This is a genomic window from Nitrospina sp. P1_D6 (assembly GCF_052156615.1).
In the GTDB taxonomy this organism is placed as follows: Bacteria; Nitrospinota; Nitrospinia; order Nitrospinales; family Nitrospinaceae; genus Nitrospina.
Map to the genome: position 1 here is coordinate 1 of NZ_JBQKUN010000006.1, position 23678 is coordinate 23678.

A 23678-nucleotide genomic window follows, 5' to 3' on the forward strand; every position below is an offset into this window, starting at 1 on the left:
GGTGGATCAGGTTGTCATCGATCGTGTCGAATACCGGTTTGATGCCGGTGCCGCCCCAGATCTGATGGAACGGGTTCGAACACGCCGAAGTGATCTCGTAAGACTCGAACTCGGCCCAGCTGTTCGCCGCGAGGACGATATCCGAGTACTCACAGGAACCGGTGAACTCGATATCCTGAGCCACGATCATGTCTACGTTGTTGTTGGTGTTGAACACCATCTCGTAGAACCACTTCGCGTTATTGATGACGTTGACGTTTACAAACCAAAGGAGCTTGGTTGGAGTCGGCATATGGGTGCGGCCCGTGAAGACCTTACGTCCATACCGCGGGGTATTAACGATCAGAGCCTTGTCACGATGCGCCCAGTAGCCGGGCTCTTCACCTTTCGCATATCCCTTGATGTTCTCCCAACCCACGTTTTTGGTTACATCCAGAACGGGGTTGAAGGGATCTTCCGCAACCATCGCCGCGAAGCCCGGTCCCGACCAGTGAGAACCCTGGTAGTTACCGGCCTTGTAGTTACCGGACCAGGTGTGGGAACCGGAACCTTTCGGTCCGACGTTACCCGTCAACAACAGCGGGATATACGACGCCCGGTTGTGCATGGTGGCGTGGAAGTAATGGTTGATACCTTCACCGTAGTGAATCTCAACCGGCTTGATGGTACCGATGTCGCGTGCCAGACGCACAACCAGATCCTTCGGAGCGTGACAGATCTGGTTGACCGTATCCAGATCGTAATCCTTCAGGTGGATTTTGTACATCTCGTACAACGGCATAACGGTGATGGTCTTGCCGCTGACCAGCTTGATGTCATAAACACCGTCCAGGGCCGGGTCGATGTTCTTCTTCCGCATCTTCGCGCCAATGTCCTCGCGAGTCAGGGCGACCGGCTTGTCGGTGTTGGCATCCCAAACTACGAAGTCCGGCATCTTGTCCCGGTCATAGTTCTTCATCCACTTGGTCGTGAAACCATCCTTAGGCAGGGGCTGGTTTTTGTAACCGGGGATATAGTCCTCCGGGTGCAACCGGATCAGGTTGTCCGTGCGGACCAGCAACGGCATGTCGGTGTACTCCTTGACATACTCCGCGTCAACAAGTCCCTCGTCCATGATGATTTTACCGATACCGAGAAAAATGGAGATGTCGGCCAGACCCGCACGGGTCGGGATCCAGTAGTCGGCTTTGGTTGCCGGAGGATTGTACTCCGGAGCAACCGTAACCAGCGTACCGCCGCGTTCCATGATTTCCGTGTACCAGTGAGCTTCCGGCATTTTGTTCTCAATGAGGTTCTTACCCCACTGAATGGTCAGCTTCGCATACCGGTGGTCGGCGAAGTCGATGTCGGAAGTCTGCATGCCATGAACCCAGGAATGACCCGGAGCCTGGTCACCATGCCAGGTGTAGTTGGACCATGCGCGTCCACCCAGCACCTGACCCGGGCCGCGGCCGCGAATGATCGCATCCAGAACACCCATCATGTTGGCGAGGCGGTAGATACCATACTTACCGACAACACCCAGCAGGCCCATACCACCGCGATACTTCATCGCGCGGGAACCGGATCCGCCCATGGCTTCGATCATCTCAGGCTGATAACCTTCGTTCTTCAGGCGCTGGGCACCGCGGGAACCGCTGTAGGCTTTACCGATAGCCACATGACCTTTTGCCAGATAAGTGAAGGTTTCATCCCAGGTCACGCGGACGAACTCGTCCGTGCCCCGGCTGGTGAACTTATATTTTTCCCGGTTCTCCTTGTCCAGATAAGGAAAGCCGTCGTCGGCCCACTGCTTCCAGCCAACGCGCAACATCGGATACTTGTTGCGGTACGGTCCATAAACACGACGCGGGAACGTCATGCCGCGGAGACACATGCGCGGGTTCCACGCTGCGTCCGCCTGGTTGCCGTACAGATCGCGAATCTTGTGGTGATCGTAGTTCTGCTCGATCCGCATCAGAATGCCGTTACGTACGAAACCGCGCACACGACACTGATGGGTGTCGTTCGGTGAACAGCAGTACGTGAACGAACGTTCGTACTTATATTGGTCGCGATAAACTTCTTCCCAACGACGGTCCGGATAGGACTCCAGGGGATTCCCAACCTTCACAACGGGTTTCAACTGGGCTCCCACCCTCTTGCTCGAAAGCGCCATGGCCGAAGCCACACCAGCACTCACCTGCAAGAACTTCCTTCGATTCAAACGCATAGATTCAAACCTCCCTGCATTAGAGATAAAATGAGCCCGATCTGCGGGCTTCCATCTACTTCTTCCTCTTCCAACAAAACTTCGGGACCAAAGGCGATCCCGCTCTCACTTCATCCATGGCGGCGTCAGCGGTTTTACAAAAACGGCGCGCCACAAAATTTTTTTCACTTCTCCAGGCAATGGAAGAGAAAAACAAACTTATTAAGCAAAACTATTTCTAGCGAATGGGATTCTATGGGTTTTCGGCAAGGAAGGTAATCAGACGAGCCTGATTGGTGGATCGGATTTGGCTGTTTTTGAAAAAGGACTGGGTCCTATGGAATTGTAGGAAAATACTGGCAAAACTTTGTGGGAAGTTTTGCTTTTGCCTAATAACAAAGGACTTGGCAATCCGTGAAAGGGGGAGGAACGAAGGGGTGTTTCCGATTACAGGGGGAGCCTTCAAAGAAGCCGGTTTAACAGTGCGTACTGAGTGAGTTCAGAATTTGTCTTCATATTCATCTTCTGCAAAATATGGGTGCGGTGAGTGCTGACGGTTTTCACGCTGAGACACAACTTTTGCGCAATTTCAGTGAGTGACTTGCCGCCGGAAAGTAGGCAGAACACCTCAAATTCCCTGTCCGTCAAATATTCGTGGGGTTGCTTGTCGAAGCCGTTGAAGTTGAATGTGAGCTTCTCCATGTATTCTGGACTCAAAAACTTTCCACCGGAGGCGACTTTGCGAATGGCATTGATGAGCACTTCCAGCGGACTTTCCTTGGTGACGTAACCCGATGCGCCGGCTTTGAGATAACGCATGGCGAAATGCTCCTCCGGATACACGCTGACCACAACGACGGGCAAATCCGGAAATTCCTCCTTCAACTGCTTCATGTATTCCAGGCTCCATTCGCCCCCCATCGTGATATCCAGAAGCACAAGGTCCACCCTCGTCTCACGCGCCTTCTGCAGCATCTCGGCGCCATTGACCGCTTCTTCCACGACTTCCATGTCCTTGATGGCCGAAAACGCACGGTGGATGCCCTGGCGGAAAATCGGATGGTCGTCCGCAACAAGAATTTTTATATTTTTCAATGAAGGCTCCATAATATTCATCAATGCTTCAGCTCTATGGTTATGGTTGTACCCTCGTTCTTTCGTCCATTCAAGTAAACCTGCCCACCCCAGATTTGTGCGCGCTCCTTCATACCAAGCAATCCGAGTGAGAAGTTTTCATTAATCTGTTCCGGAACGAGCCCTTTTCCATTATCGAACACCCTCATGGTCAACAGGCCTTCTCGATCCGTGAGATCCACATTCACCTTGCTGGCCTCGGAGTGGCGAATCACATTGGTGAGGCATTCCTGAAAGATCCGGTAGATGGTGCTGGACCTCTGCGTGTCGAGGCTGATGACATCCGGTTGCGTTGACAGGTCAAACTCGATACCCGTGCGGCTTTGAAACAATTTCCCCTGCCATTCGATGGCTTCCGTCAAACTCATGCGGTCCAGAACAGGAGGCCTCAGGTCCAGCGAAATCCGTTTGACGGTTTGGATTGTTTTCTGGATCAGGTCGGTGATCAGTTCCACATCCTCCGAAATATCCACTCTCTCCGGTGGAACCTTGGCCTGAATACGGGAAAGGTCCAGCTTGATTGCCGTCAATACCTGGCCCAACTCGTCGTGCACCTCCCTCGCAATCCGTTTGCTCTCCTCTTCCCGAATGGAATCGAGACGGTGATAAAGCCGGCGCAGATGGTTGTTGTATTCTCCTTTATCATGGTCCACTTTCTGCCGTTCCATGACGCGGCCAAGCAGGATACCGATGCTCTCCATCACTTCCAGCAGGCGGGCATTGGGCTCCAGCTCCTTGTTGGAAAAAAACTCCATGACTCCCACCACCTTCGAGCCGATGTAAACCGGAAACGCCAATCCCGTTTTGACTCCCAGCTTTTCCACCATTTTGTTACGGGCAAAGTTGGTGTCCTGCCCCACATCCTGAATCCAATGGGGCCTGGAATCCGCAAGCACCCGGCCCGGCAAGCCTTCGCCCGCCTCCAGTTTTGTTACCTCGGTGACCTTGATGAATTCCTCGTATCGGTGCGGGTTCTGACAAAACCAGATTCCCGTTGGTAACAGTTTTTTTTCTTTATCCTCGAAGCGGAAAAAGTGACCCAACACCCAGTCGATCTCCCGGCAGATTCTTTCCAGCGAATATTCGATCGCCTCTTCCAGGGTCTTGCTCATATTGGTCTGGAATGCGATATCCCGATTCAATTGAAGGTAAGAGCTTTCCTCCTGCAGGCGTTTGTATGCTTTTTCCAGTTCACCGGCCTTCAAAAACTTTTCCGCCCACTGCAATTCCATAAGGCAGAAATAGGTGGTCATCCAAATGATCAGAATCGTGAGACAGCGGTTGATCAAAGCAAACCACCAGTCCCCACTTGGAGCAGAAAGAAAGAGCCCCAAAAAAGTCAAAACCGTTCCCACGATGGCGCCGGTCCATACCGCCTTGCTTTCCCGGGAACGGAACCCTATGAGAACCAGAATCACAAAAGGCAGCCCGCTGGCAACTCCCAGAGGAATCTGGGTGTCCGCCATCAAAATCAAAATTCCGAGGGCATAAACCACTCCCAAACGGCTCAGTTTCGAGGCGCGTCGTTTTGCCATGGGAGAGGGTAAATGAATATCGTTCACTTGTGGTTTTGGCGAATGTTTCAGATTCAAAATTTTGACCTAAAAAGGGCTACAGCCCTGAATACAGACATTTCCAATTTTAATTTACTCCAAAACCTTCCCCCTGTAATCAGCATTTAGACTACACATAATAGGAAATAAAGAGAGGGTAGTGAAGAGCCGGAGGCGTTATTAGTGCACACATCCATTCAGGAAGCCCCAGGGCTTATAAATAGTGACTCACAGGCACGACTCAACCTGACCCAATTGCAACAAGACAAGTCGACCTCTGGGCGATCCATTTAATTTTTTTTTCGCAGGCCGCCCAATTCGTGTGAACTGCAGCCGCTTTTAATCTGTTTTGGGTGCCACTCGCTCGAGATTTTCCTGCAGCGTGGAGGATCTTTCGGGGGTCGGGTCGATGAGGGGCCAGATCAAAATGAAGACTAGAAAACTGGTGACAACGACACCGATGATAAAACCAAACCAGTCGATGAATGCGAATTTTTCTTTCTGCTTTTTATTGGTCATATAAAACCAGATTATGTGAATAAAAATTAAACCGGAATTATCTTACAACCAGAAAACCTTTTCCCACGCATCGCGTTTGTTCCAAATTCCGTTCACGAAACTTAACCACAACCTTCGTTAAAATCCAAAGAAATTCTGCGCGTATGAATCCGGTGCATTTTCGCTTTTGCATCCGCTTCATCTTCATCAAACCCGCACAGCAACCGCATTTCCTTTATTGCCCGAACAGGCTATAATTAATAACAGGCAGCCGATCTCCGTATTGCAACCCCCGTCAATTTATTCTAGGCTGGGGAAAAGCTCCACCTGTTCATGGAGGAGACATGAAGTCATCTTCGCACACCCCCACGGGCCCGCCGAAGGTGGTCATTATTGGCGCCGGGTTTGGCGGCCTGAACTGCGCCCGCGCCTTGTCGGGCCACCGCGTGGATGTGTGTCTTCTCGACCGCAGAAACCACCACGTCTTCACCCCCCTGCTCTACCAGGTGGCCACCTCCCTCCTGAACCCCACGGATGTCGCCATGCCCGTGCGTACCCTGTTCCGCCATTCCGACAATGTGAAGTTTTATGAAACCGAAGTCACCGGCATAGACTTCACGGCAATGCAGGTGCACACCGTGGAGGGAATCGACTTCCAATACGACTACCTGGTCATCGCCTCGGGGAGCACCACTCATTTTTACGGCAACGACCTCCTTGCGGAGCAGGCATACGGACTGAAGGACCTGCCGGAAGCGTTGGAATTGCGCAACCACATCATCCGTTGTTTCGACCAGGCTTCGCGCCTGCTGGAGCGAGGAGAGGAGGACATCGAACCGTGGCTGACATTCGCCTGCGTGGGCGGCGGTCCGACCGGGGTGGAATATTCCGGCGCGCTGGGCGAACTGGTCCGTCTCGTTATGGTGAAGGACTACCCGGAACTTCCGCGCGACCGCATTCGGATTCTCCTCATAGAGGCCAGTGGAAGCCTGCTCGGCGGGTTTTGTGACGATGCCACGGACATCGCGCGCGACGCCCTGAAGCGTTACGGCGTCGAAGTCCGGCTCAACGATCCCGTGAAAGCGTACGAGCACGATCTCCTCACCCTCGTCAGCGGCACCACGGTGAACACCAAAACCGTGATCTGGACCGCGGGGGTTAAGCCCTCTCCTCTTGCGGAAAATCTTTCCGCCGAACGCACGGCGCAGAGCCGGCTGGTGGTGGACGAGTATTTACGATTGAAAGAGCAGGACCACGTCTACGCCATCGGTGACATCGCCTCCTGCATGCACAAAGAAAAAGAGCTGCCTATGCAGGCCTCCCCTGCCATGCAGGAAGGGCGCCACGTGGCGCGCTCGATTCTGAAGCGCATCCGCTCGAAAAAACCGGAACCGTTTCGCTACCACGACCGCGGCACCATGGCCGTCATTGGCCGCAATACAGGCATCGCGCGCATCGGGCGGTTTATGGTGAACGGGTTCATCGGTTGGCTGTTGTGGCTGGGAGTGCACATCTTTTTTCTGATCGGGTTCCGCAATCGCCTGTCGGTGCTGTTGTACTGGGGATGGAACTACGTGTTCTACGACCGCCCGGCGCGCATCGTCGTCCCCCGGATCCAACGCAAGCAAAGCCGCCCCCACGCACGACGCAAGCAGTGAGGAAGTTTTTGGGACCGAATACGCCGTTGAGGTCTTGGGTGTTATCAAGTAATCTGGAAACAGATCAGAAATTTCGGGCGGCGCACATTCTCTCTCTGAGGAGGCGGGCATGACGCAGTGGGCGGACATTCCCATGGACGACACCGATCCGGCGGAAACGCAGGAATGGGTGGACTCGCTCCACTACCTGTTGCGCGACGTCGGACCCGAGCGCGCCCACTTCATCCTGCACCGCCTGCAGGACGAAATGAGGAAGTCCGGCCACCACCTCCCCTTCACCGCCAACACGCCTTACATCAACACTCTCCCGTCCGAAGACCAGCCGTCCTATCCCGGCGACCCGGAACTCGAGCGGCGCATCCGCAGCCTGGTCCGCTGGAACGCGATGGCGATGGTGGTGCGCGCCAACCGCACCTCTCCGGGTATCGGCGGCCACATTTCCACCTACGCCTCTCTTGCACTCTTGCTGGAGATGGGATTCAACCATTTTTTCCGTGGTCCCGGAAACGGAGCACCGGGTGACCAGGTTTATTTTCAGGGTCACGCCGCCCCGGGTATCTACGCCCGTGCGTTTCTGGAAGGCCGCCTGACGCAGAAGCAGTTGGAAAGCTTCCGGCGCGAACTGCAACCGGAAGGGGGCCTGCCCTCCTATCCACACCCGTGGCTCATGCCGGATTTCTGGGAGTTCCCCACGGTGTCGATGGGATTGTCGCCGATCATGGCCATCTACCAGGCACGGTTCAACCGTTACCTGCATCACCGCGGACTCAAGGACACCGCAGACAGCAAGGTGTGGGCGTTTCTCGGCGACGGAGAAACCGACGAGCCGGAAAGCCTGGGCGCCATCACCCTCGCCTCGCGTGAAAAACTCGACAACCTGATCTTCGTCATCAACTGCAACCTGCAACGGCTGGACGGGCCCGTCCGCGGCAACGGCAAGATCATCCAGGAACTGGAAGCGGCGTTCCGGGGGGCCGGGTGGAACGTCATCAAACTGATCTGGGGCACGGACTGGGATCCCCTGCTTGCCAAGGACGACAAAGGCCTGCTCAAAAAAAGAATGATGGAAGCGGTGGACGGCTGGTACCAGAAGTACGTCGTCGAGAAAGGCCAGTTCATCCGTGAACACTTTTTCGGCGCGCACCCGGACCTGCTGAAGATGGTGGAAAACCTCACCGACGACAAACTGGAAACCCTGCGGCGCGGCGGCCACGACATGGAAAAGGTGTATGCCGCCTACCATGCGGCGGTGAACCATACCGGATCGCCCACCGTCATCCTCGCCAAAACCATCAAGGGGTACGGCCTCGGCGAAGCGGGCGAAGGCAAGAACATCACGCACCAGGCGAAAAAGCTGAACGAAAGTGAACTGCTGAGTTTCCGCACGCGTTTCGGCATCCCCATCGGCGACGAGGACGTGGCCAATGCGCCATTCTACAAACCCGCCGATGACAGCGAGGAGCTGACCTACCTCCACGAGCGCAGGCAACATCTGGGCGGGTACCTTCCGGAGAGAAAGGTCCGTGCCAAACCCCTGTCCGTTCCCGGCCGCGATCAGTTCGAGGATTTTTTTAAAGGATCGAACGGACGCGAGGTGTCGAGCACCATGGCCTTCGTGCAGATGCTCACCCGGCTTCTCCGCAATCCGGATCTGGGCAAACTGGTCGTGCCGATCATCCCGGACGAAGCCCGCACCTTCGGCATGGAAACGCTGTTCCGCCAGTACGGCATCTACGCCAGCCAGGGTCAGCTGTACGATCCGGTGGACATGGACCAGCTTTTGTACTACCGCGAGGCACAGGACGGGCAGATTCTGGAGGAAGGCATCAGCGAGGCAGGGTCGATTTCCTCCTTCATCGCCGCAGGCACCGCCTACGCCACGCACGGCATCAATACCATTCCGTTTTTCATTTTCTATTCGATGTTCGGCTTCCAGCGCATCGGCGACCTCATCTGGGCGGCGGCGGACATGCGGACGCGCGGGTTCCTCCTGGGCGGCACGTCCGGACGCACCACGCTGAACGGCGAGGGCCTGCAACATGAGGACGGGCACAGCCACCTGCTGGCAGCCACCGTACCCAACCTCATCACCTACGATCCGGCCTACGCTTACGAACTCGCAGTCATCATCCAGGACGGACTGCGCCGCATGTACCAGGAACAGGAAAGCGTGTTCTACTACATCACGCTCTACAATGAAAACCAGGTCATGCCGGAAATGCCGGAAGGCGTTGAGGACGGCATACTGAAGGGTGTTTACAAATTCAAACCGGGAACGGGTCAACCGGACTGGCCGAAGGCACACCTGTTCGGCAGCGGCAGCCTGCTTCAGGAAGCGCTCCGCGCCCAGCGCATCCTGGAAGAACATTTCCAGGTGTCGGCGGACGTGTGGAGCGCCACCAGCTACAAGGAACTGCGACGCGACGCCCTGGAGGTGGACCGGTGGAACCGCCTGCACCCGACCGAAAAACCGCGCACCCCTTACTTGGCAGAGATTTTGAAGGAGGAGAATGGACCCGTCATCGCGGTGACCGATTACATGAAACTGGTGCCGGACCAGATCGCGCCATGGATGCCGAAACCGTACACAACGCTTGGCACCGACGGGTTCGGCCGAAGCGATTCGCGTGAGGACCTGCGCCGGTTCTTTGAAGTCGATGCGGAATCGATCGCGGTCGCCACCCTGCATGCATTGGCAAACGAAGGTGCGATCCCGATGAAGCGCGTGAAACAGGCGATCGATCAACTGGACATCGATCCCGACAAACCCGATCCCGTTTCTTCCTGACAAAGGACACACTGATGAGCGAAGACATCAAGCTGCCCGCACTGGGCGAAGGCATCGAGTCCGGCGACGTGGCGAAGATCCACGTGAAGGAAGGCTCGGAGGTGAAGAAAGATTCGGTGCTCCTCGAACTGGAAACGGAGAAAGCCCTCCTGGAGTTGCCGTCGCCGGTGGCCGGGCGCATCACCGCCGTCAAAATTTCCGAAGGCGATACCATCCAGGTCGGCCAGTCGCTTTTCGATGTGGACACCGATGGAACGGGGGAAGACTCCAAACCGAAACAGGAGGAAGACAGAAAGGAGAACAAGGAAATAGGAGACAAGCCGGAACCCGAACCAACGGAGAAGAAAGAAAAGGAACCGGAGAGAAAGAAAAAGGATACGGGTCAAAAAAAGAAAGAGGTGTCGAAGGAAGAAGACACCGCACAGAAAAAAACACCCCCTCCAACCGAGAACCATTCAGCGGCAAATCAAAGGGCAGAGGAAAAGAAAGAAGAAAGGAAGAGTGCGGAAGACGTTCCAAAGAAACGGGAAGCCGAATCCATTCCCGAGCCCGCCGGACCCGGTGCACGCAGGCTGGCACGGGAACTGGGGGTGGACCTCAGGCAAGTCACGGGTTCGGCACGCGGCGGACGCATCACCCTCGAGGACGTCAAGGCTCACACCAAAAAGAAAATGGCCGCGCCTTCCACCGGACCCGCCGTCCAACCGGAACCGTTTCCCGATTTCACGCAGTGGGGGGAGGTCGAGACCAAACCCATCGCCTCGCTTCGCGGCAAGATCGCGAGCAATTTGACGCGCGCGTGGAACGCGGTGCCTTTGGTCACGCAGTTCGACGAAGCCGACATCACCGATCTCGAGGCTCTTCGCAAGGCGCAGTCGGGGTTCATCAAGAAAAAGGGCGGCAAGCTGACGGTCACCGTGCTGGTGCTGGAAGCGCTGGTGGCGGCGCTCAAGGAACACCCGCAGTTCAACGCCAGCGTCGACCTGAACGCAGGGGTCATCCACTACAAAAAGTATTACAACATCGGCGTCGCGGTGGACACACCTTCGGGCCTGATCGTCCCCGTCATCAAAAACGTGGATCAAAAAAGCGTGGCGGAGTTGGCCATCGAGTTGACGGAACTCTCCGAACGCGCGCGCAACCGCAAGGTGTCGCTGGAAGAGTTGCGCGGCGGCAATATCTCGGTATCCAACCTCGGTGGCATCGGCGGTACCGGGTTCACCCCGCTGGTCCTGCCGCCGGAGGTGGCGGTGGTGGGCCTTTCCCGCACCCGCATGCAACCGGTTTACAAGGACGGCAAATTCCAGCCGCGCCTCATCCTCCCCTTCTGCGTGTCGTACGATCACAAACTGATCGACGGCGCAGACGCGGCCCGATTTGCGCGCACACTGGCGGAACGGCTGGAAAACTTCACCGGCACCCTGCTCCAAGGATGAGATCATGGCTGAGCATCCATTGATCGTGATCGGCGCCGGACCCGGCGGTTACGCCGCGGCGTTCCTCGCCGCCGACAAGGGCATGGACGTGACGCTGGTCGATGACCGCGACGCCCCGGGCGGCGTGTGCCTGCACGTCGGGTGCATTCCTTCCAAGACCCTCCTGCACATCGCCAGACTCATCGGCGAGGCCCGGCAGGCGAAGGAATGGGGACTCGACTTCGGCGAGCCGCGTATCGATCTCACCGCTCTTCGCAAATGGAAGAACAAAGTCGTAGACCAGATGACCGGCGGGCTCTCGCAGTTGTCCAAACAAAGAAAAGTGAAACGCGTCAACGGTCGTGCGGTGTTTCAGGACGCGCGTTCAATTAAAGTCGGCAACGAGGTATTGCAGTTCAACCACTGCATCGTCGCCACCGGGTCGCGTCCCACCTGGCCGAAGGGGTTTCCGAAACCGGGCGGACGGGTGATGGATTCCACCAACGCCCTCGAGATCGAAGACATCCCCGAACGCCTGCTGGTGATTGGCGGCGGCTACATCGGCCTGGAAATGGGCACGGTGTACGCAGCGCTGGGGAGCCGGGTCACGGTGGTGGAAATGACGGGCGACCTGCTTTCCGGCGTGGACCGCGACCTGGTGCGTCCGCTTCAAAAAAAACTGGCGGGCGATTTCGAAGCCATTCACCTGAACACGAAGGTTGCATCACTCAAGGAAAATAAAGAAGCCGTTCACGCCGTCCTCGAAAACGAAGACGGCAAAGGAGAGGAAACATTCGATCGCGTTTTGGTCGCCGTGGGCCGCCAACACAATACCGATGGGCTGGGACTCGATGCCACGTCCATCGAACTCGACCCACACGGATTCCTTCCGGTGAACGCCCGACGCCAAACCACGGAGCCTTCCATTTACGCCATAGGGGATGTCACAGGGGGCGCCTTGCTCGCGCACAAGGCGGCGCATGAAGCCCGGGTTGCGGTGGAAGCGGTTTCCGGAGAGAAAACGGAATGGGACCCGCGCGCCATTCCGGCGGTGGTGTTCACCGATCCGGAGATCGCGTGGTGCGGGTTGACAGAAAACGAAGCGAAAGAAAACAACGTCGACGTCGAGATCGCCAGGTTTCCGTGGGGCGCGTCCGGTCGCGCACAGAGCCTGGGACGGGCGGAAGGCGTGACCAAACTCATCCTGCAACCAAAGACCGGCCGCGTGCTGGGGGCGGGGCTCTGCGGAGCGGGCGCGGGGGAGTTGATCTCCGAAGGCGTGCTCGCCGTCGAGATGGGGGCGGTGGCGGAAGACCTCGCGCGCTCCATCCATCCCCACCCGACGCTCTCCGAAACGCTGATGGAGTCCGCCGAAACCTTTCTCGGTAGTGCCACGCACATCCTTCGCAAAAAGTAATTCTGCCTTTCAACCGCTCGCCGAAAACAAAAACGGACCCGGCCGCGGTGGCCGGATCCGTTTTCATTCATGTTGCCGGAATTTATTTTTGAAAGACGTGTTGATTCAGGGTCAGCCCAGGCTGTTTTTCTTGTCCTGGATTTCCGCGCGGCGGGCTTTTGCCAGCTTGCCGACTTCGGCCAGCGCTTTGCGTGCCCGCGCGGCGGCGGCTTTGATGTTTTTACTTTCGAAACTTTCATTCTCGGCGATGTATTGCTCAAACGCGGCAACAATTTGTTCATGAGTGGTCATACGTCTCTCCGTTTAAATTTATTGATAATGCAATGAACTGCGTTTCACTGAGAAAGAACCAGGCGTTGAATCCGAATTGGAGCAAATGATTTGAACCTTCCGGCAATTCACGAAGGATTCTGTATTCGATATTTCATTTGGCGCGGGGACAAAAGTCAATTTCCCCTACCCATTAAGATACCGTTTTGCGCCCCAATAGCCCAGTCAAATTACTCAAGCATCAGAATATCAAGGGTATTGAAAACCGTGCAAGCGGCAATGAAATAAACGTTTTCCATTTTTCAGCTTACAACAGAATTTTTATAAATTTCCACTGATCACAGAACTGGAATCCTACAAAATGTGAAGACTGGGAGTTGCTTTTCCCGGACCGCTTTCACGTGGTTTTCAATTGACTGCGCAAAGACGCGATGCGGGATTTCCAGGGGTCGGTCCAACTTCCCTCGAACAGATTGAGAATGGCTTCGGCATCGCTCAGGCAATCGAGCGCACGCCGGGGTTCGTTTAACGATTTATACAATTCCGCGAGGTCCACGTTCAGGCGCGCTTCTTCTTTGCGGTTTTCGACGAAGCGCGCGGACATCCTTGCCTGCTCCAACGTTTCCGCCGCCTTTTGAAGGTCGCCGGCCTTTTCCTGGTTGAGCCCGATGCCGACCAGCAGTTCCAGTTCCTTGTCGTGATCTTCCAGATCGCGGTAATGCTTCAGCGCCCTGCGGTAACAGTCGATGGCCCGATCGAGTTTTCCACGCTTGACGAAAACGTGTCCGAGGCCATTGTACGCACTGCCGATGAAGGCGGGGATGATCAATTCATCCGCGCGGCACAACTGCTCCTCATAATATTTTTTGGCGCGGTCGAGGTTTCCGGACACCGCATAGGCGTCGCCCAGACTCGCAAGCAGTTCGCATTCCTCCCGCGCGTCATTCAGTTCGCGAACGATGGAAAGCTGTTGCTCAAAGCACTCGATGGCCCGTTGCGTCTGACCCAGCTGCGCGTATGCGAGACCGAGCGCACCCAGCGCCTGTTTTTCCGCCGGACGGTCACCGCTTTGCCTTGCCCGGCCCAGGCTGTAATGTTCCGCATCGATGGTGCGGCGCAATTCCTGCACGCCGGAAAATTCCAATCCCATACGCAGCGGTTCCAGCGGGTTGCCTTCCGTGTCTTTCACCTCCGGTAAAGGACCCGGGCCCGCCTTCCTCACCTTGTCCATGACCTCGCGGCGAAAGTTCAATTCCGCTTCGATTTCCGCGAGAATTTCATTCAGGTCTTCCGACCAGCGCCCCGTGCGCAACCGGTGCGTTTTCATGTTCAGCAGCCATTTCCACACACCGCCCGCTTCATCCTTGCCGGGAAGGCGCGCGTCGTCGATGAGCAACGGAATGAGGATCAAATCACCGTTGACGGCGGTGACGATTTCCTCGCGCATGCGTTCGTTCAGTTGCGGCGCACCGGAACCGGCAGACCCGATGGCGACAACCAGCACATCGGACCGTTTCATGCGGCGGCGGACTTCCTGCGTGGGTGGGGCTTCCTCCGGCGTGGCCCAGATGCAATCGGCGTGCAGAATCATATTGCACTCCTCCGTGATGGGAGCGACCAGGGGTTGGAGGTGCTGTGTGTTCAGGGTGAAATACAACGTCGGCATACAATCAATGGCTTTGCGGCAATACAAAAAGGGGCCCGCCAAAATCGGCGGCCCCCTTGTTGAGCGGTTCACAAATCCGGCGAAAAGCGAAGGATTTGCCCTGTGAGTGCGTCAGGCCCACGCCTTACTTCGTATGCATCGCGGGAACCCGTCTAATCTTCCTCGTCTTCTTCCTGGTATTCCTTCTCGGCAACATGCACCAGGAAGTCGGGTTCGTGGGCGTCGAACGTCCCCTTGAAATCCCCGTACGTCTCGATGTGCTGAAACCCGACCTCGTGCATGAGGCGACGGGAGTATTTCCGGCGCAGGGGAAACATGTTCAGGTGATACGTTGAATTGTCGGGAAAGTTGTAACGGAACCGCGCGAGCCCTTCGTCCACGTACTCCGGTTCGGCAGAAACATTTTTCCCGCAATAATAGTATTTGTGCTTGCTGGAGAATCCCTGGTCCAGAATGGAATCGTAGTTTCGCTGGTCCATAATCAGGATGCCGTCGTGATTCAGCGTGGCGTAAAATTCCGCCAGTGCCTTTCTCCGGTCATGTTCCGCAAACAAATGCGTGAACGAGTTGCCGAGGCAGATGACCGCATCGAACTGTTCATGGATGGTGCGGTTCAGCCAGCGCCAGTCGGCCTGCACGGTGCGCAGAATAAGACCGCGATTGCGCGCATTTTTGAACGCCTTGGCAAGCATTTCCGGACTGCCATCGGCACTAGTCACGTCGAACCCCGCGCTCAACAGGCGAACGGAATGGAATCCCGTGCCGGTGGCCACGTCCAGCACCCGTTTGATGCCGCGCGACCGCAGGAGTTCGATAAAAAAATCGCCTTCGCTTTTCCAGCGCTGTTCCCAGTCGATCAGTTCGTCCCACTTTTCGACGAAGCTTTTGACATACTCCTCCTGGTAGTGGTCCGATTCTCGGACTTGCGTCGGATTCGTCCCAAAAGATTGCTCTGGATTTGCTGTAGTCAAAACATACCTCGCTGTTGTTTCCGGTTATTTATATTTTCAGGATAGGGGGTGATTATATCATGAGATCAAAGGTTTAACTCGCCCAAGAAGAGAAAAAATTAAAATAACGCCAATATAGGCTGTTTTTAAAAGCCTTAAATTTTTTTCACACTGGCGGTACGGCCTGCAATCATTAGGCTTATTCGCCTCTGCCCCAAAAATGCTGAATTACTGTGCATTTGAAAAATTATTATTTTTTTTGGAAGAAAATCTGGGAAATCTTTGCTGAAGTAAAAAATCTTTTTTAAACGAAGGGAGGGGCCGCTCCCCATCAATCCAATTGGATTGTTTCGATTTTTTAGTCCCCAATCCCGGATCGGCACCCTTTCAAACGAAAAAAGCCCGGCCACGAGGGCCGGGCTTTCCTGAAACAACCTGATCGGTTCGATCCGTTTAGATGCTATCCAGGATCGAGTTGAAGGTCTTGCTCGGGCGCATGGCCGCGGCCACCTTCTTGGGATCCGGGTGGTAGTAACCGCCCAGGTCCACCGGCTTGCCCTTCGCATCCTGCAATTCCTTGAGGATGGTTTCGAGCTTTTCCTCCATCTGCTTGGCGATGGGGGTGAACCGTTCCTTGAGGTCCGCATCGTCGCTCTGAGCAGCCAGCTCCTGCGCCCAGTAGAGCGCTTCGTAAACATGGCTGCCCGCGTTGTCCAACTCACCCAGTTCGCGGCCCGGATTCTTCTTGTTTTCCATCAGCTTTCCGGTCGCGCGGTCCAGCGCATCCGCCAGCACCTGGGCTTTTTTGTTGCCGAAGGTCTTGCTGAGGTGAGCCAGGGACTCCGCCAGCGCCAGGAACTCACCCAGCGAATCCCAGCGGAGATGCCCTTCCTTCTGGAACTGCTGAACGTGTTTCGGCGCGGAACCGCCGGCACCGGTCTCGAACAGGCCGCCGCCATTGATGAGCGGAACGATCGACAGCATCTTCGCACTGGTACCCAGCTCGAGGATCGGGAACAGATCGGTGAGGTAATCGCGAAGCACGTTACCCGTTGCCGAGATGGTGTCCTGACCCTGCTTGGCGCGTGCCAGCGAGTGTTTCATCGCATCGACCGGAGCCATGACCTGGATGTCGAGGCCGTTGGTGTCGTGATCCTTCAGATACACGTTCAACTTCTTGATGATCTCGGCATCGTGCGGGCGGTTCTTGTCCAGCCAGAACACAACCGGCGTGTTGGACGCGCGGGAGCGGTTGACCGCCAGCTTCACCCAGTCCTGAATCGGGATGTCTTTCACGATACAGCTGCGGAAGATGTCGCCCTTCTCCACCTGATGCTCGTGCAGAGTGTTGCCCTTGGCATCGATGAGGCGGATGGTGCCGTCTTCCTTGGCCTCGAAGGTTTTGTCATGAGAGCCGTACTCCTGCGCCTTCTGCGCCATGAGGCCGACGTTGGGAACACTGCCCATGGTGGACGGGTCGAACTCGCCGTTTTCCTTACAGAACTCGATGCAGGCCTGGTAGATGCCAGCATAACTGCTGTCCGGAATCACCGCCAGCGTGTCGTACTCCTTGCCGTCCGGACCCCACATTTTGCCGGAGGTGCGGATGGCCGCTGCCATGGACGCGTCGATGATGATATCGCTCGGCACGTGCAGGTTGGTGATGCCGCGGTCGGAATCCACCATTGCCAGATCCGGGCCTTCCTTCATGCTGGCCTGGATATCGTCCTCGATTTCCTTTTTCTTGTCGGCCGGGAGTTTCTCGATGCGCGCCAGCACATCGCCCAGACCGTTGTACGGGTTGACTCCCAGTTCCTTGAACGTGTCGCCATGCTTCTTGAACACGTCCTCGAAATAAGTCATCACACCGTGGCCGAAGATGATCGGGTCGGAAACCTTCATCATCGTCGCCTTCATGTGAAGGGAGAACAGAACACCGCGCTTTTTGGCTTCTTCTTTCGATGCCTTCAAGAAAGCGTCAAGAGCCTTGGCGCTCATCTTGGTGGCATCGACAATGTCGCCTTCATCCAGCGTGATGTTTTCCTTCAATACCGTGGTCTTGCCGCTGCCATCGGTGAACTCGAGTTTCGCCTTGCCGGCCTGCGCCGCGGTGATGGTGGTGGATTTTTCATTCGACCGGAAATCGCCACTGGTCATGTGCGCAACATCGGTTTTGGAATCCTTGGACCACTTGCCCATGCGGTGCGGGTTTTTCTTGGCAAAGTTCTTGACCGAAGCCGAAGCGCGGCGGTCGGAGTTGCCCTGACGAAGAACCGGGTTCACCGCACTGCCCTTGACTTTGTCAAAGCGGGCCACGATGTCTTTTTCCTCATCGGTTTTGGGCTCGTCCGGATAGTCCGGGATGTCGTAACCCTGCTCCTGCAATTCCTTCACTGCAGCCTTGATCTGCGGAATGGACGCGCTGATGTTCGGCAGTTTGATGACGTTGCAGGTGGGCTCTTTGACCATGTCGCCCAGGATGGCGAGATCGTCCGGCTGCTGCTGTTCCGGCTTCAGCCGCTCTGGAAACTGCGCGATGATGCGGCCTGCCAGCGAAATGTCCATGGTACCGACTTTCAGGCCAGCCACTTTGCTGAAGGACTGAATGATCGGCAGAAACGAACCGCTCGCCAACTCAGGAGCTTCATCGACTTTCGTGTATATAATATCTGGTTTATCTGACATCTTTGTTTACCCCATTTTTAAGGTCGTGTTTTGGTTGAAAAGTATGGATTTTACAGAGATATTCCGGCAAATACTAAAAAAAATCCAGTTTCTGTCAACTGTTTTTTCGGCTTATAAATATGTTGAAAAATCAGGAAGTCAGAAACCGTTCACACCCCACCCCGGAGCCGAGCGCTCCCTGCTTTTCCCTCTCCGGCCGGGAGCCGGATAACGGGAACCATTTCAATCAATTCTGGGAAATGAGCGGATTGGGTTTGTGAACCGTTGCCTACTATAACGCAGGTTGGCCCGCAATCCAACAACTGCTTTGCAATACGGACCGGTTTTTTGGAAGGAAAAAGAGGGACCTGCAGAACACCAAACAGGAATTCCGGGTCCTCTTGGCAGGGAACCGGACCTCATTCCGGAAGGTATTGCTTTTTAAGGCCCATCGACTTGATGCGCGTGGCCAGGGTGGTGGGTTTGACGCCGAGGAGCTTCGCCGCGCCATCGTCGCCGTAAATCTTGCCATCCGCCTGCTTGAGCGCACGCAGGATGTTTTCCTTTTCGCGCCGCCTCATCTCCGCCTCCGGAACCACCTCCCCTTCCGCGGGTTCGCCCGCGGTCCGCGCGGCGTTTTCTTTCAACTCGTGCATTCCCGGCAGATCGAACTTCAAACGCCCGCCGGTGGCGGTGATGACGGCGCGCTCCACCAGATTCTGCAATTCACGGATGTTTCCCGGCCAGTCGTATTTTTCAAGCGAAGCGGTGACGGACCGCGACGGTGGTTTGATCGGCTGGTTGAACCGCTTCGAGGCGACTTCGATGAAGTGACGGGCCAGCAGGGGAATGTCCTCGCGCCGTTCGCGCAGGGGCGGGAGTTCGATGGGAAACACGTTCAGCCGGTAATACAGATCCTCGCGAAAGCGGCCATCTTTCACCTCGCGTTTGAGGTCGCGGTTGGTGGCGGCCAGGATGCGCACATCGGTGGTGCGGGTGCGTTCGTCGCCCACGCGTTCGTATTCGCCTTCCTGCAGGACACGCAACAGCTTGCTCTGCACGTCGAGCGGAATCTCACCCACCTCGTCCAGGAACAGCGTGCCGCCGTTGGCGAGCTCGAACCGGCCCTTCCGGTCCTGCACCGCGCCGGTGAACGCGCCTTTGATGTGGCCGAAGAATTCGCTTTCATATAAATCGCGTGGAATCGAGGCGCAGTTGACTTTGACCATCGGCCGCTTCCAGCGCGCACTGCGCTTGTGCACCTCTCGCGCCACCATCTCCTTGCCGGTGCCGGACTCGCCGGTGATCAGGATGTTGGCGTCGGTCTTCGCCACCATCTCGATCTGCCGCAGAACCGTTTTGAGCGGCGCGCTCTGGCCGATGATGCCGCCGAATGCATTTATCTCGACCAATTCCTCTGTCAGGTATTCGTAGTCGTCGGTGAGCTGGCGATTCAATTCCTCGATTCGCTCGAACGCTTCGGCGTTGGTGATGGATACGGCGAGATGGTCCGCCACCAGCCGGCCCCAGAACAGGCCCTCGCCTTCCGCTTCCGCCTCCGCCCTCGGCACGTAACCGCAAACGCCCAGCACCTTGCCCTGGAACACCACCGGAAGAACGGCGAGACCGATCACCTTGCGTGGCTCTCCCCACCGCTTCGACACCGCAAAGTCAAAATCCTCTTCCACCGACTCCGTGTCCCCGATCTCACCCGTCACCGCCGAACGCCCCACCTTGCCGACACCGAGGGGAATGCGGATGTAATCGTCCTCCTCCATAACGTCCGATTCCGGTTCAAATCCCACACTGTACTTTTGTGCCACCAGGTGCAGGCACCGGGTCTGGTCGAGGCACTGCGACTGAAGGGGGCAGGTGTCGCACCGGTCGCCCGGACGCACCAGCCAGATACGCGACAACGCCAACAGGGGATCCTCCGCGGCTTTCTCCACCACCCGTTCCAGCAGGGAACTCACGCTTCGCTCCTGCGGCATCGCCAGCAGAAGCTCGCGCATGTTGCGGAATGGAAGGATGTTGGAATCGGAATTGCTCATGGCTGCATTATAACGGATTTCCGTTGAGTAACAACGATATTTCGTTGAAACACAAATTTACGTAATCTCCGAAACAGATCAAAAAAACTTTAAATCTTTATAAATAAGGCTCTTATAAACCAACCGCCTGCTTTGGCCCGTCTTTTGCTATATACAAGTCAAGTTTGCTTTGAACCGTTTTCAACTTTTTAAAAGGAACCCGATCATGGAAACCCAGCGCACGAATTCATCGTCAGCCCGTTCCGCAATGAAACGTCACGGGCTGCTCCAAATGATGCTGGTTCTGGGATGGCTTCTTGTCTTCGCCACCCCTGTTCCAGCTTTGCACGGCGCCCCGCATCTGGGACCGATGGAGTTTGGAGATTGGGAATCCTATTTCGATTCCTCAAACGCAGAGCATCCGACCTCCTCCATCCAGGCGAAAAACCCGTTCACCCCGTACCTCCCCGGGGTGGACGGCCTGGTCCTGGACAAGGCGGGGCTGCACTGCCTGTTATCGGAAAAGGTTCGCCCCGATGCGAAATCAGCGGGCCCGGTGTGCCGGCTTTTCAGCAACCCGGGTGAGGAAAACACTTTCACTTCAATAACAAAGGAATGGAGTCTGTTCCGCCGGGCATTGACCGGAGGACAGGCCCGGTTTTTTGAAAACGCGCCAGTTCCCGCACCCACGATCGATTTCAACACGTTGAACGGTTACCTCCTCGATATGTACGGGGTATCCCGCTTGCGTTGATTGATGGACCGCTATTGGCAATGAAAAGCATTCCCCATACGACGACTGCAACGTGGAAGCCAAATCACAAAAAACAACAATGAAAACCAAGGAGGCTGGCATGAGCTGGCAAAAGGAACCGTTTGAAATCGAAGTCAAAAAGGGAGAAATCAAGGCGTTCTGTGCCTGCGGAAAATCGGAAAACGGCCCGTACTGCGATGGGTCGCACCAGGGCACGGATTTCACACCCTACGTCATCGAGTTTGACAAGGACCAGACCATCTACGCCTGCGGGTGCCAGCAATCCGGCAACCGCCCCTTTTGCGACGGAAGTCATGAAAGGCTGTAATTGGAATACATGAATCCATAGACCAAAAATAAAAATTGAATCGGGCAGGATGTAGGGAGGGGCTCCTGCCCGGTTCTCCGAATAACTTTGAGACTTTATCCGATAGGCTTATAATAAATTCGACATACAGGAGAAAAAAAATCATGAGTGCCAAATCCATTATGCAGAAAATGTTTGAAACGGAAAACCGGACCGGTCCTGTGATCGTCCGTGTTCTCCTGGGCCTGGTCATCTTCCCGCACGGCGCGCAGAAATTATTGGGCTGGTTCGGCGGCTTCGGCCTGGAAGGCACGCTGGGATTCTTCACCCAGACCATGGGCATCCCGATGGTCATCGCGCTTCTGGTCATCGCCGGCGAATTCTTCGGTGCGCTGGGCCTGATCTCCGGGTTCCTCACGCGTTTCAGCGCCTTCGGCATCTTCGCCACCATGATGGGGGCGATGTTCATGGCGCACTGGGACAACGGGTTCTTCATGAACTGGTCCGGCCAACAGGCCGGTGAAGGTTTCGAATTCCATCTGCTCGCCATGGGCATGGCGGCGGCGCTCATGGTCTCCGGCGGCGGCAAATACTCCGTGGACGGTTGGATCGCGAAAACCTTCTTCCATAATAAAAAGTTCCACAAACAGGAAGAAATCGAAAGCGGATCCATCGCTCATCCCGAACCCTACGCACCGCAACACGCCCTGCAGGAGAGCGCACGATGAAAAACCCGGAAAACTCGTATTCGCGACGCAACTTTTTGAAGACCGGGATGGGGGCGCTCGGCGGACTCGCAGGATCCTTTCTTGCGGGTTCCGCCTGGGCGCAGGCCATGCGGATGACCACCCCCAGGCAGACGCTGGGGCCATTCTTTCCGGACGAAGGCGACGCGGTTCATGAAATCCGCGAGAATCTCGACTTCCGTCTGCCTATCAGCGAAGCCAACGACAACGACCTCACGCACATCAAGGGTCACAAAGGAACCGCTTCGGGCCAGGTCATCCACCTGGAGGGCCAGGTTCTGTTCCGCTGGCAGGGAGAAGCTAAGCCGCAACCCGGTGCGGTGATCATCCTGTGGAACGCCGCCGCCTCCGGGCGTTACAACCACCGCGGCGACCGCGAGGCGACGCGCTTCAAACATCCGGAAACCGGACAGTGGGTGGAGCGCACGCACGACGAACACTTCCAGTACTGGGGGCGCTGCATCACCGATGAAGACGGCCGTTACAGTTTCAAAACCGTGGTGCCCGGGTTCTACCCGGTGGACATGGAAAACGGCTGGTACCGGCCGCCGCACCTGCACTTCATGGTCACCGCACCCGGCATTCCGCAACTGGTGACGCAATTGTATTTCAAGGGCGAGGCCGTGCCCAACAACGAGCTCATACAGAAGTTGAACGCGCGCGATCTGATCCTGAGAGACTCCGCTCTCACGCGTGAACAGCAGGAAAGCCTGATCGTCGAGTATCGCTCTTTGGAGGCAAGCCCGGACGTGCTGACCGGCAATTACGACTTCATGTTGTCGTTCTGATGCAAATAATCCGGACTTGACCAAACACAAATCTCAATCGCCAATTTGTTATGAATACACTGACTCAACCCAAATCTTCCAAAATGCCCGCCCTGTTTCTGGGGCATGGAAGCCCGATGAACGTCATCGAGAGGAACCCGTTCGCCCTGAGCTGGGAACTTCTGGGCCGAAGCCTGGCGCGGCCGAAAGCGATCCTCTCCATCTCGGCGCACTGGGAGACCTACGGCACTTACGCCACCGCCATGGAACACCCGCGCACCATTCACGACTTCGGCAACTTCCCGCAGGCGCTGTTCGACATCGACTACCCGGCGCCCGGAAGTCCGGAACTGGTTCAACGCATCCAATCGCTGGTCACCACCACGGAAGTCCTGCCCGATCACAGCTGGGGTCTCGACCACGGAACGTGGGGAGTGTTGTCGTGGATGTTCCCGAAAGCCAATGTGCCTGTGGTGCAATTGAGCCTCAACCGGAACCTCTCCCCGCGCCAGCATTACGAGATCGGCCGCGAACTGAAACCCTTGAGAAGCGAAGGTGTCCTCATTCTGGGAAGCGGCAACATCGTTCACAACCTGGACTTTTTCGATCCCAATCCCTGCACACCGCCTTATCCCTGGGCCAGTTCATTTGACGATTCGATCAAAGGGTTCTTGCTCAGGGACGATCATGAAAGTATCCTGAATTTCAGCCACCTGGGAGAAACAGCGCGCTTGTCCGTTCCCACACCGGAACACTTTCTGCCGCTGATCTATATCATCGCTTTGCAGGACGAATCCGAGCGGGTGACGTTTCCGGTGGAAGGCGTGGTTTCCGGCGCCGCTTCCATGCGCGGAGCCATGATCTCCTGAC

18 protein-coding genes are annotated in these 23678 nt (G+C 56.1%); 9 read left to right on the forward strand and 9 right to left on the reverse strand.

The features are described from left to right. The 4 genes from ACTRXA_RS11115 to ACTRXA_RS11130 all read right to left on the reverse strand — a co-directional run. Positions 1 to 2182 (reverse strand): molybdopterin-dependent oxidoreductase (locus ACTRXA_RS11115; RefSeq protein ID WP_442427263.1); only part of this gene is annotated, 2182 nt, incomplete at its 3' end. A gap of 471 nt (positions 2183 to 2653) precedes the next feature. Further along, a complete protein-coding gene (locus ACTRXA_RS11120; RefSeq protein WP_442427264.1) occupies positions 2654 to 3286 on the reverse strand; it encodes a response regulator transcription factor in 633 nt (210 codons plus the stop codon). 20 nt (positions 3287 to 3306) lie between these two features. Then, a complete protein-coding gene (locus tag ACTRXA_RS11125; RefSeq protein WP_442427265.1) occupies positions 3307 to 4791 on the reverse strand; it encodes a GAF domain-containing sensor histidine kinase in 1485 nt (494 codons plus the stop codon). A 426-nt stretch (positions 4792 to 5217) separates the two neighbouring features. Continuing rightward, positions 5218 to 5397 carry a hypothetical protein gene (locus ACTRXA_RS11130; RefSeq protein WP_442427266.1) on the reverse strand — a complete coding sequence of 60 codons (180 nt, stop codon included), beginning with the start codon at positions 5395 to 5397 and terminating at the stop codon, positions 5218 to 5220. 323 nt (positions 5398 to 5720) lie between these two features. Between ACTRXA_RS11130 and ACTRXA_RS11135 the strand changes: the two genes are divergently transcribed. The 4 genes from ACTRXA_RS11135 to lpdA all read left to right on the forward strand — a co-directional run bounded on the left by ACTRXA_RS11135 (position 5721) and on the right by lpdA (position 12654). Next, positions 5721 to 7034, forward strand: coding sequence for an NAD(P)/FAD-dependent oxidoreductase (locus ACTRXA_RS11135; protein ID WP_442427267.1), 1314 nt, complete (start codon positions 5721 to 5723; stop codon positions 7032 to 7034). Positions 7035 to 7143: 109 nt separating this feature from the next. After that, positions 7144 to 9822, forward strand: coding sequence for a pyruvate dehydrogenase (acetyl-transferring), homodimeric type (aceE, locus tag ACTRXA_RS11140; protein ID WP_442427268.1), 2679 nt, complete (start codon positions 7144 to 7146; stop codon positions 9820 to 9822). Between the two features lie 14 nt (positions 9823 to 9836). Then, complete coding sequence (locus ACTRXA_RS11145; RefSeq protein WP_442427269.1) at positions 9837 to 11258, forward strand: 2-oxo acid dehydrogenase subunit E2; 1422 nt, start codon at positions 9837 to 9839, stop codon at positions 11256 to 11258. A gap of 4 nt (positions 11259 to 11262) precedes the next feature. Further along, on the forward strand, positions 11263 to 12654 hold the full coding sequence (lpdA, locus tag ACTRXA_RS11150) for a dihydrolipoyl dehydrogenase (protein WP_442427270.1): 1392 nt from the start codon (positions 11263 to 11265) through the stop codon (positions 12652 to 12654). A 111-nt stretch (positions 12655 to 12765) separates the two neighbouring features. On the opposite strand, the gene ACTRXA_RS11155 is transcribed toward lpdA, so the two are convergent. From ACTRXA_RS11155 to ACTRXA_RS11175, 5 genes are all read right to left on the reverse strand, one after another. Continuing rightward, on the reverse strand, positions 12766 to 12945 hold the full coding sequence (locus tag ACTRXA_RS11155; protein ID WP_442427271.1) for a hypothetical protein: 180 nt from the start codon (positions 12943 to 12945) through the stop codon (positions 12766 to 12768). Positions 12946 to 13321: 376 nt separating this feature from the next. Further along, positions 13322 to 14515 (reverse strand): tetratricopeptide repeat protein, encoded by a 1194-nt coding sequence (locus tag ACTRXA_RS11160; RefSeq protein ID WP_442427272.1) that lies wholly within the window; start codon positions 14513 to 14515, stop codon positions 13322 to 13324. Positions 14516 to 14742: 227 nt separating this feature from the next. Then, positions 14743 to 15561: a glycine/sarcosine N-methyltransferase gene (locus ACTRXA_RS11165; RefSeq protein ID WP_442427273.1), complete on the reverse strand. Its 819-nt coding sequence runs from the start codon at positions 15559 to 15561 to the stop codon at positions 14743 to 14745. Between the two features lie 432 nt (positions 15562 to 15993). Next, the gene (locus ACTRXA_RS11170) at positions 15994 to 18225 is read right to left on the reverse strand and encodes an NADP-dependent isocitrate dehydrogenase (RefSeq protein WP_442427274.1); all 2232 of its coding nucleotides are present in this window, start codon (positions 18223 to 18225) and stop codon (positions 15994 to 15996) included. 398 nt (positions 18226 to 18623) lie between these two features. After that, positions 18624 to 20255, reverse strand: coding sequence for a sigma 54-interacting transcriptional regulator (locus ACTRXA_RS11175; protein WP_442427275.1), 1632 nt, complete (start codon positions 20253 to 20255; stop codon positions 18624 to 18626). Positions 20256 to 20460: 205 nt separating this feature from the next. Between ACTRXA_RS11175 and ACTRXA_RS11180 the strand changes: the two genes are divergently transcribed. From ACTRXA_RS11180 to ygiD, 5 genes are all read left to right on the forward strand, one after another. Continuing rightward, on the forward strand, positions 20461 to 20988 hold the full coding sequence (locus tag ACTRXA_RS11180) for a hypothetical protein (RefSeq protein WP_442427276.1): 528 nt from the start codon (positions 20461 to 20463) through the stop codon (positions 20986 to 20988). 100 nt (positions 20989 to 21088) lie between these two features. Beyond that, the gene (locus tag ACTRXA_RS11185; RefSeq protein ID WP_442427277.1) at positions 21089 to 21316 is read left to right on the forward strand and encodes a CDGSH iron-sulfur domain-containing protein; all 228 of its coding nucleotides are present in this window, start codon (positions 21089 to 21091) and stop codon (positions 21314 to 21316) included. A 158-nt stretch (positions 21317 to 21474) separates the two neighbouring features. After that, complete coding sequence (locus tag ACTRXA_RS11190) at positions 21475 to 22023, forward strand: DoxX family protein (protein WP_442427426.1); 549 nt, start codon at positions 21475 to 21477, stop codon at positions 22021 to 22023. Next, entirely contained in the window at positions 22020 to 22829 is an 810-nt protein-coding gene (locus tag ACTRXA_RS11195; protein ID WP_442427278.1) for a dioxygenase family protein, read from the forward strand. Before ACTRXA_RS11190 ends, ACTRXA_RS11195 begins: the two co-directional genes overlap by 4 nt. Before the next feature lie 50 nt (positions 22830 to 22879). Beyond that, positions 22880 to 23677 carry a 4,5-DOPA dioxygenase extradiol gene (gene ygiD / locus ACTRXA_RS11200; RefSeq protein ID WP_442427279.1) on the forward strand — a complete coding sequence of 266 codons (798 nt, stop codon included), beginning with the start codon at positions 22880 to 22882 and terminating at the stop codon, positions 23675 to 23677. The last annotated feature ends 1 nt before the right edge of the window (position 23678 follow it).

Coding starts and splice junctions, on each gene's coding strand:
- ACTRXA_RS11145 (WP_442427269.1), top strand. CDS start 9,837: ATGAGCGAAGACATCAAGCTGCCCGCACTGGGCGAAGGCATCGAGTCC.
- ACTRXA_RS11155 (WP_442427271.1), bottom strand. CDS start 12,945: ATGACCACTCATGAACAAATTGTTGCCGCGTTTGAGCAATACATCGCC.
- ACTRXA_RS11175 (WP_442427275.1), bottom strand. CDS start 20,255: ATGAGCAATTCCGATTCCAACATCCTTCCATTCCGCAACATGCGCGAG.
- ACTRXA_RS11125 (WP_442427265.1), bottom strand. CDS start 4,791: ATGGCGGACACCCAGATTCCTCTGGGAGTTGCCAGCGGGCTGCCTTTT.
- ygiD (WP_442427279.1), top strand. CDS start 22,880: ATGAATACACTGACTCAACCCAAATCTTCCAAAATGCCCGCCCTGTTT.
- ACTRXA_RS11170 (WP_442427274.1), bottom strand. CDS start 18,225: ATGTCAGATAAACCAGATATTATATACACGAAAGTCGATGAAGCTCCT.
- ACTRXA_RS11195 (WP_442427278.1), top strand. CDS start 22,020: ATGAAAAACCCGGAAAACTCGTATTCGCGACGCAACTTTTTGAAGACC.
- ACTRXA_RS11160 (WP_442427272.1), bottom strand. CDS start 14,515: ATGATTCTGCACGCCGATTGCATCTGGGCCACGCCGGAGGAAGCCCCA.
- aceE (WP_442427268.1), top strand. CDS start 7,144: ATGACGCAGTGGGCGGACATTCCCATGGACGACACCGATCCGGCGGAA.
- ACTRXA_RS11185 (WP_442427277.1), top strand. CDS start 21,089: ATGAGCTGGCAAAAGGAACCGTTTGAAATCGAAGTCAAAAAGGGAGAA.
- ACTRXA_RS11135 (WP_442427267.1), top strand. CDS start 5,721: ATGAAGTCATCTTCGCACACCCCCACGGGCCCGCCGAAGGTGGTCATT.
- lpdA (WP_442427270.1), top strand. CDS start 11,263: ATGGCTGAGCATCCATTGATCGTGATCGGCGCCGGACCCGGCGGTTAC.
- ACTRXA_RS11130 (WP_442427266.1), bottom strand. CDS start 5,397: ATGACCAATAAAAAGCAGAAAGAAAAATTCGCATTCATCGACTGGTTT.
- ACTRXA_RS11180 (WP_442427276.1), top strand. CDS start 20,461: ATGGAAACCCAGCGCACGAATTCATCGTCAGCCCGTTCCGCAATGAAA.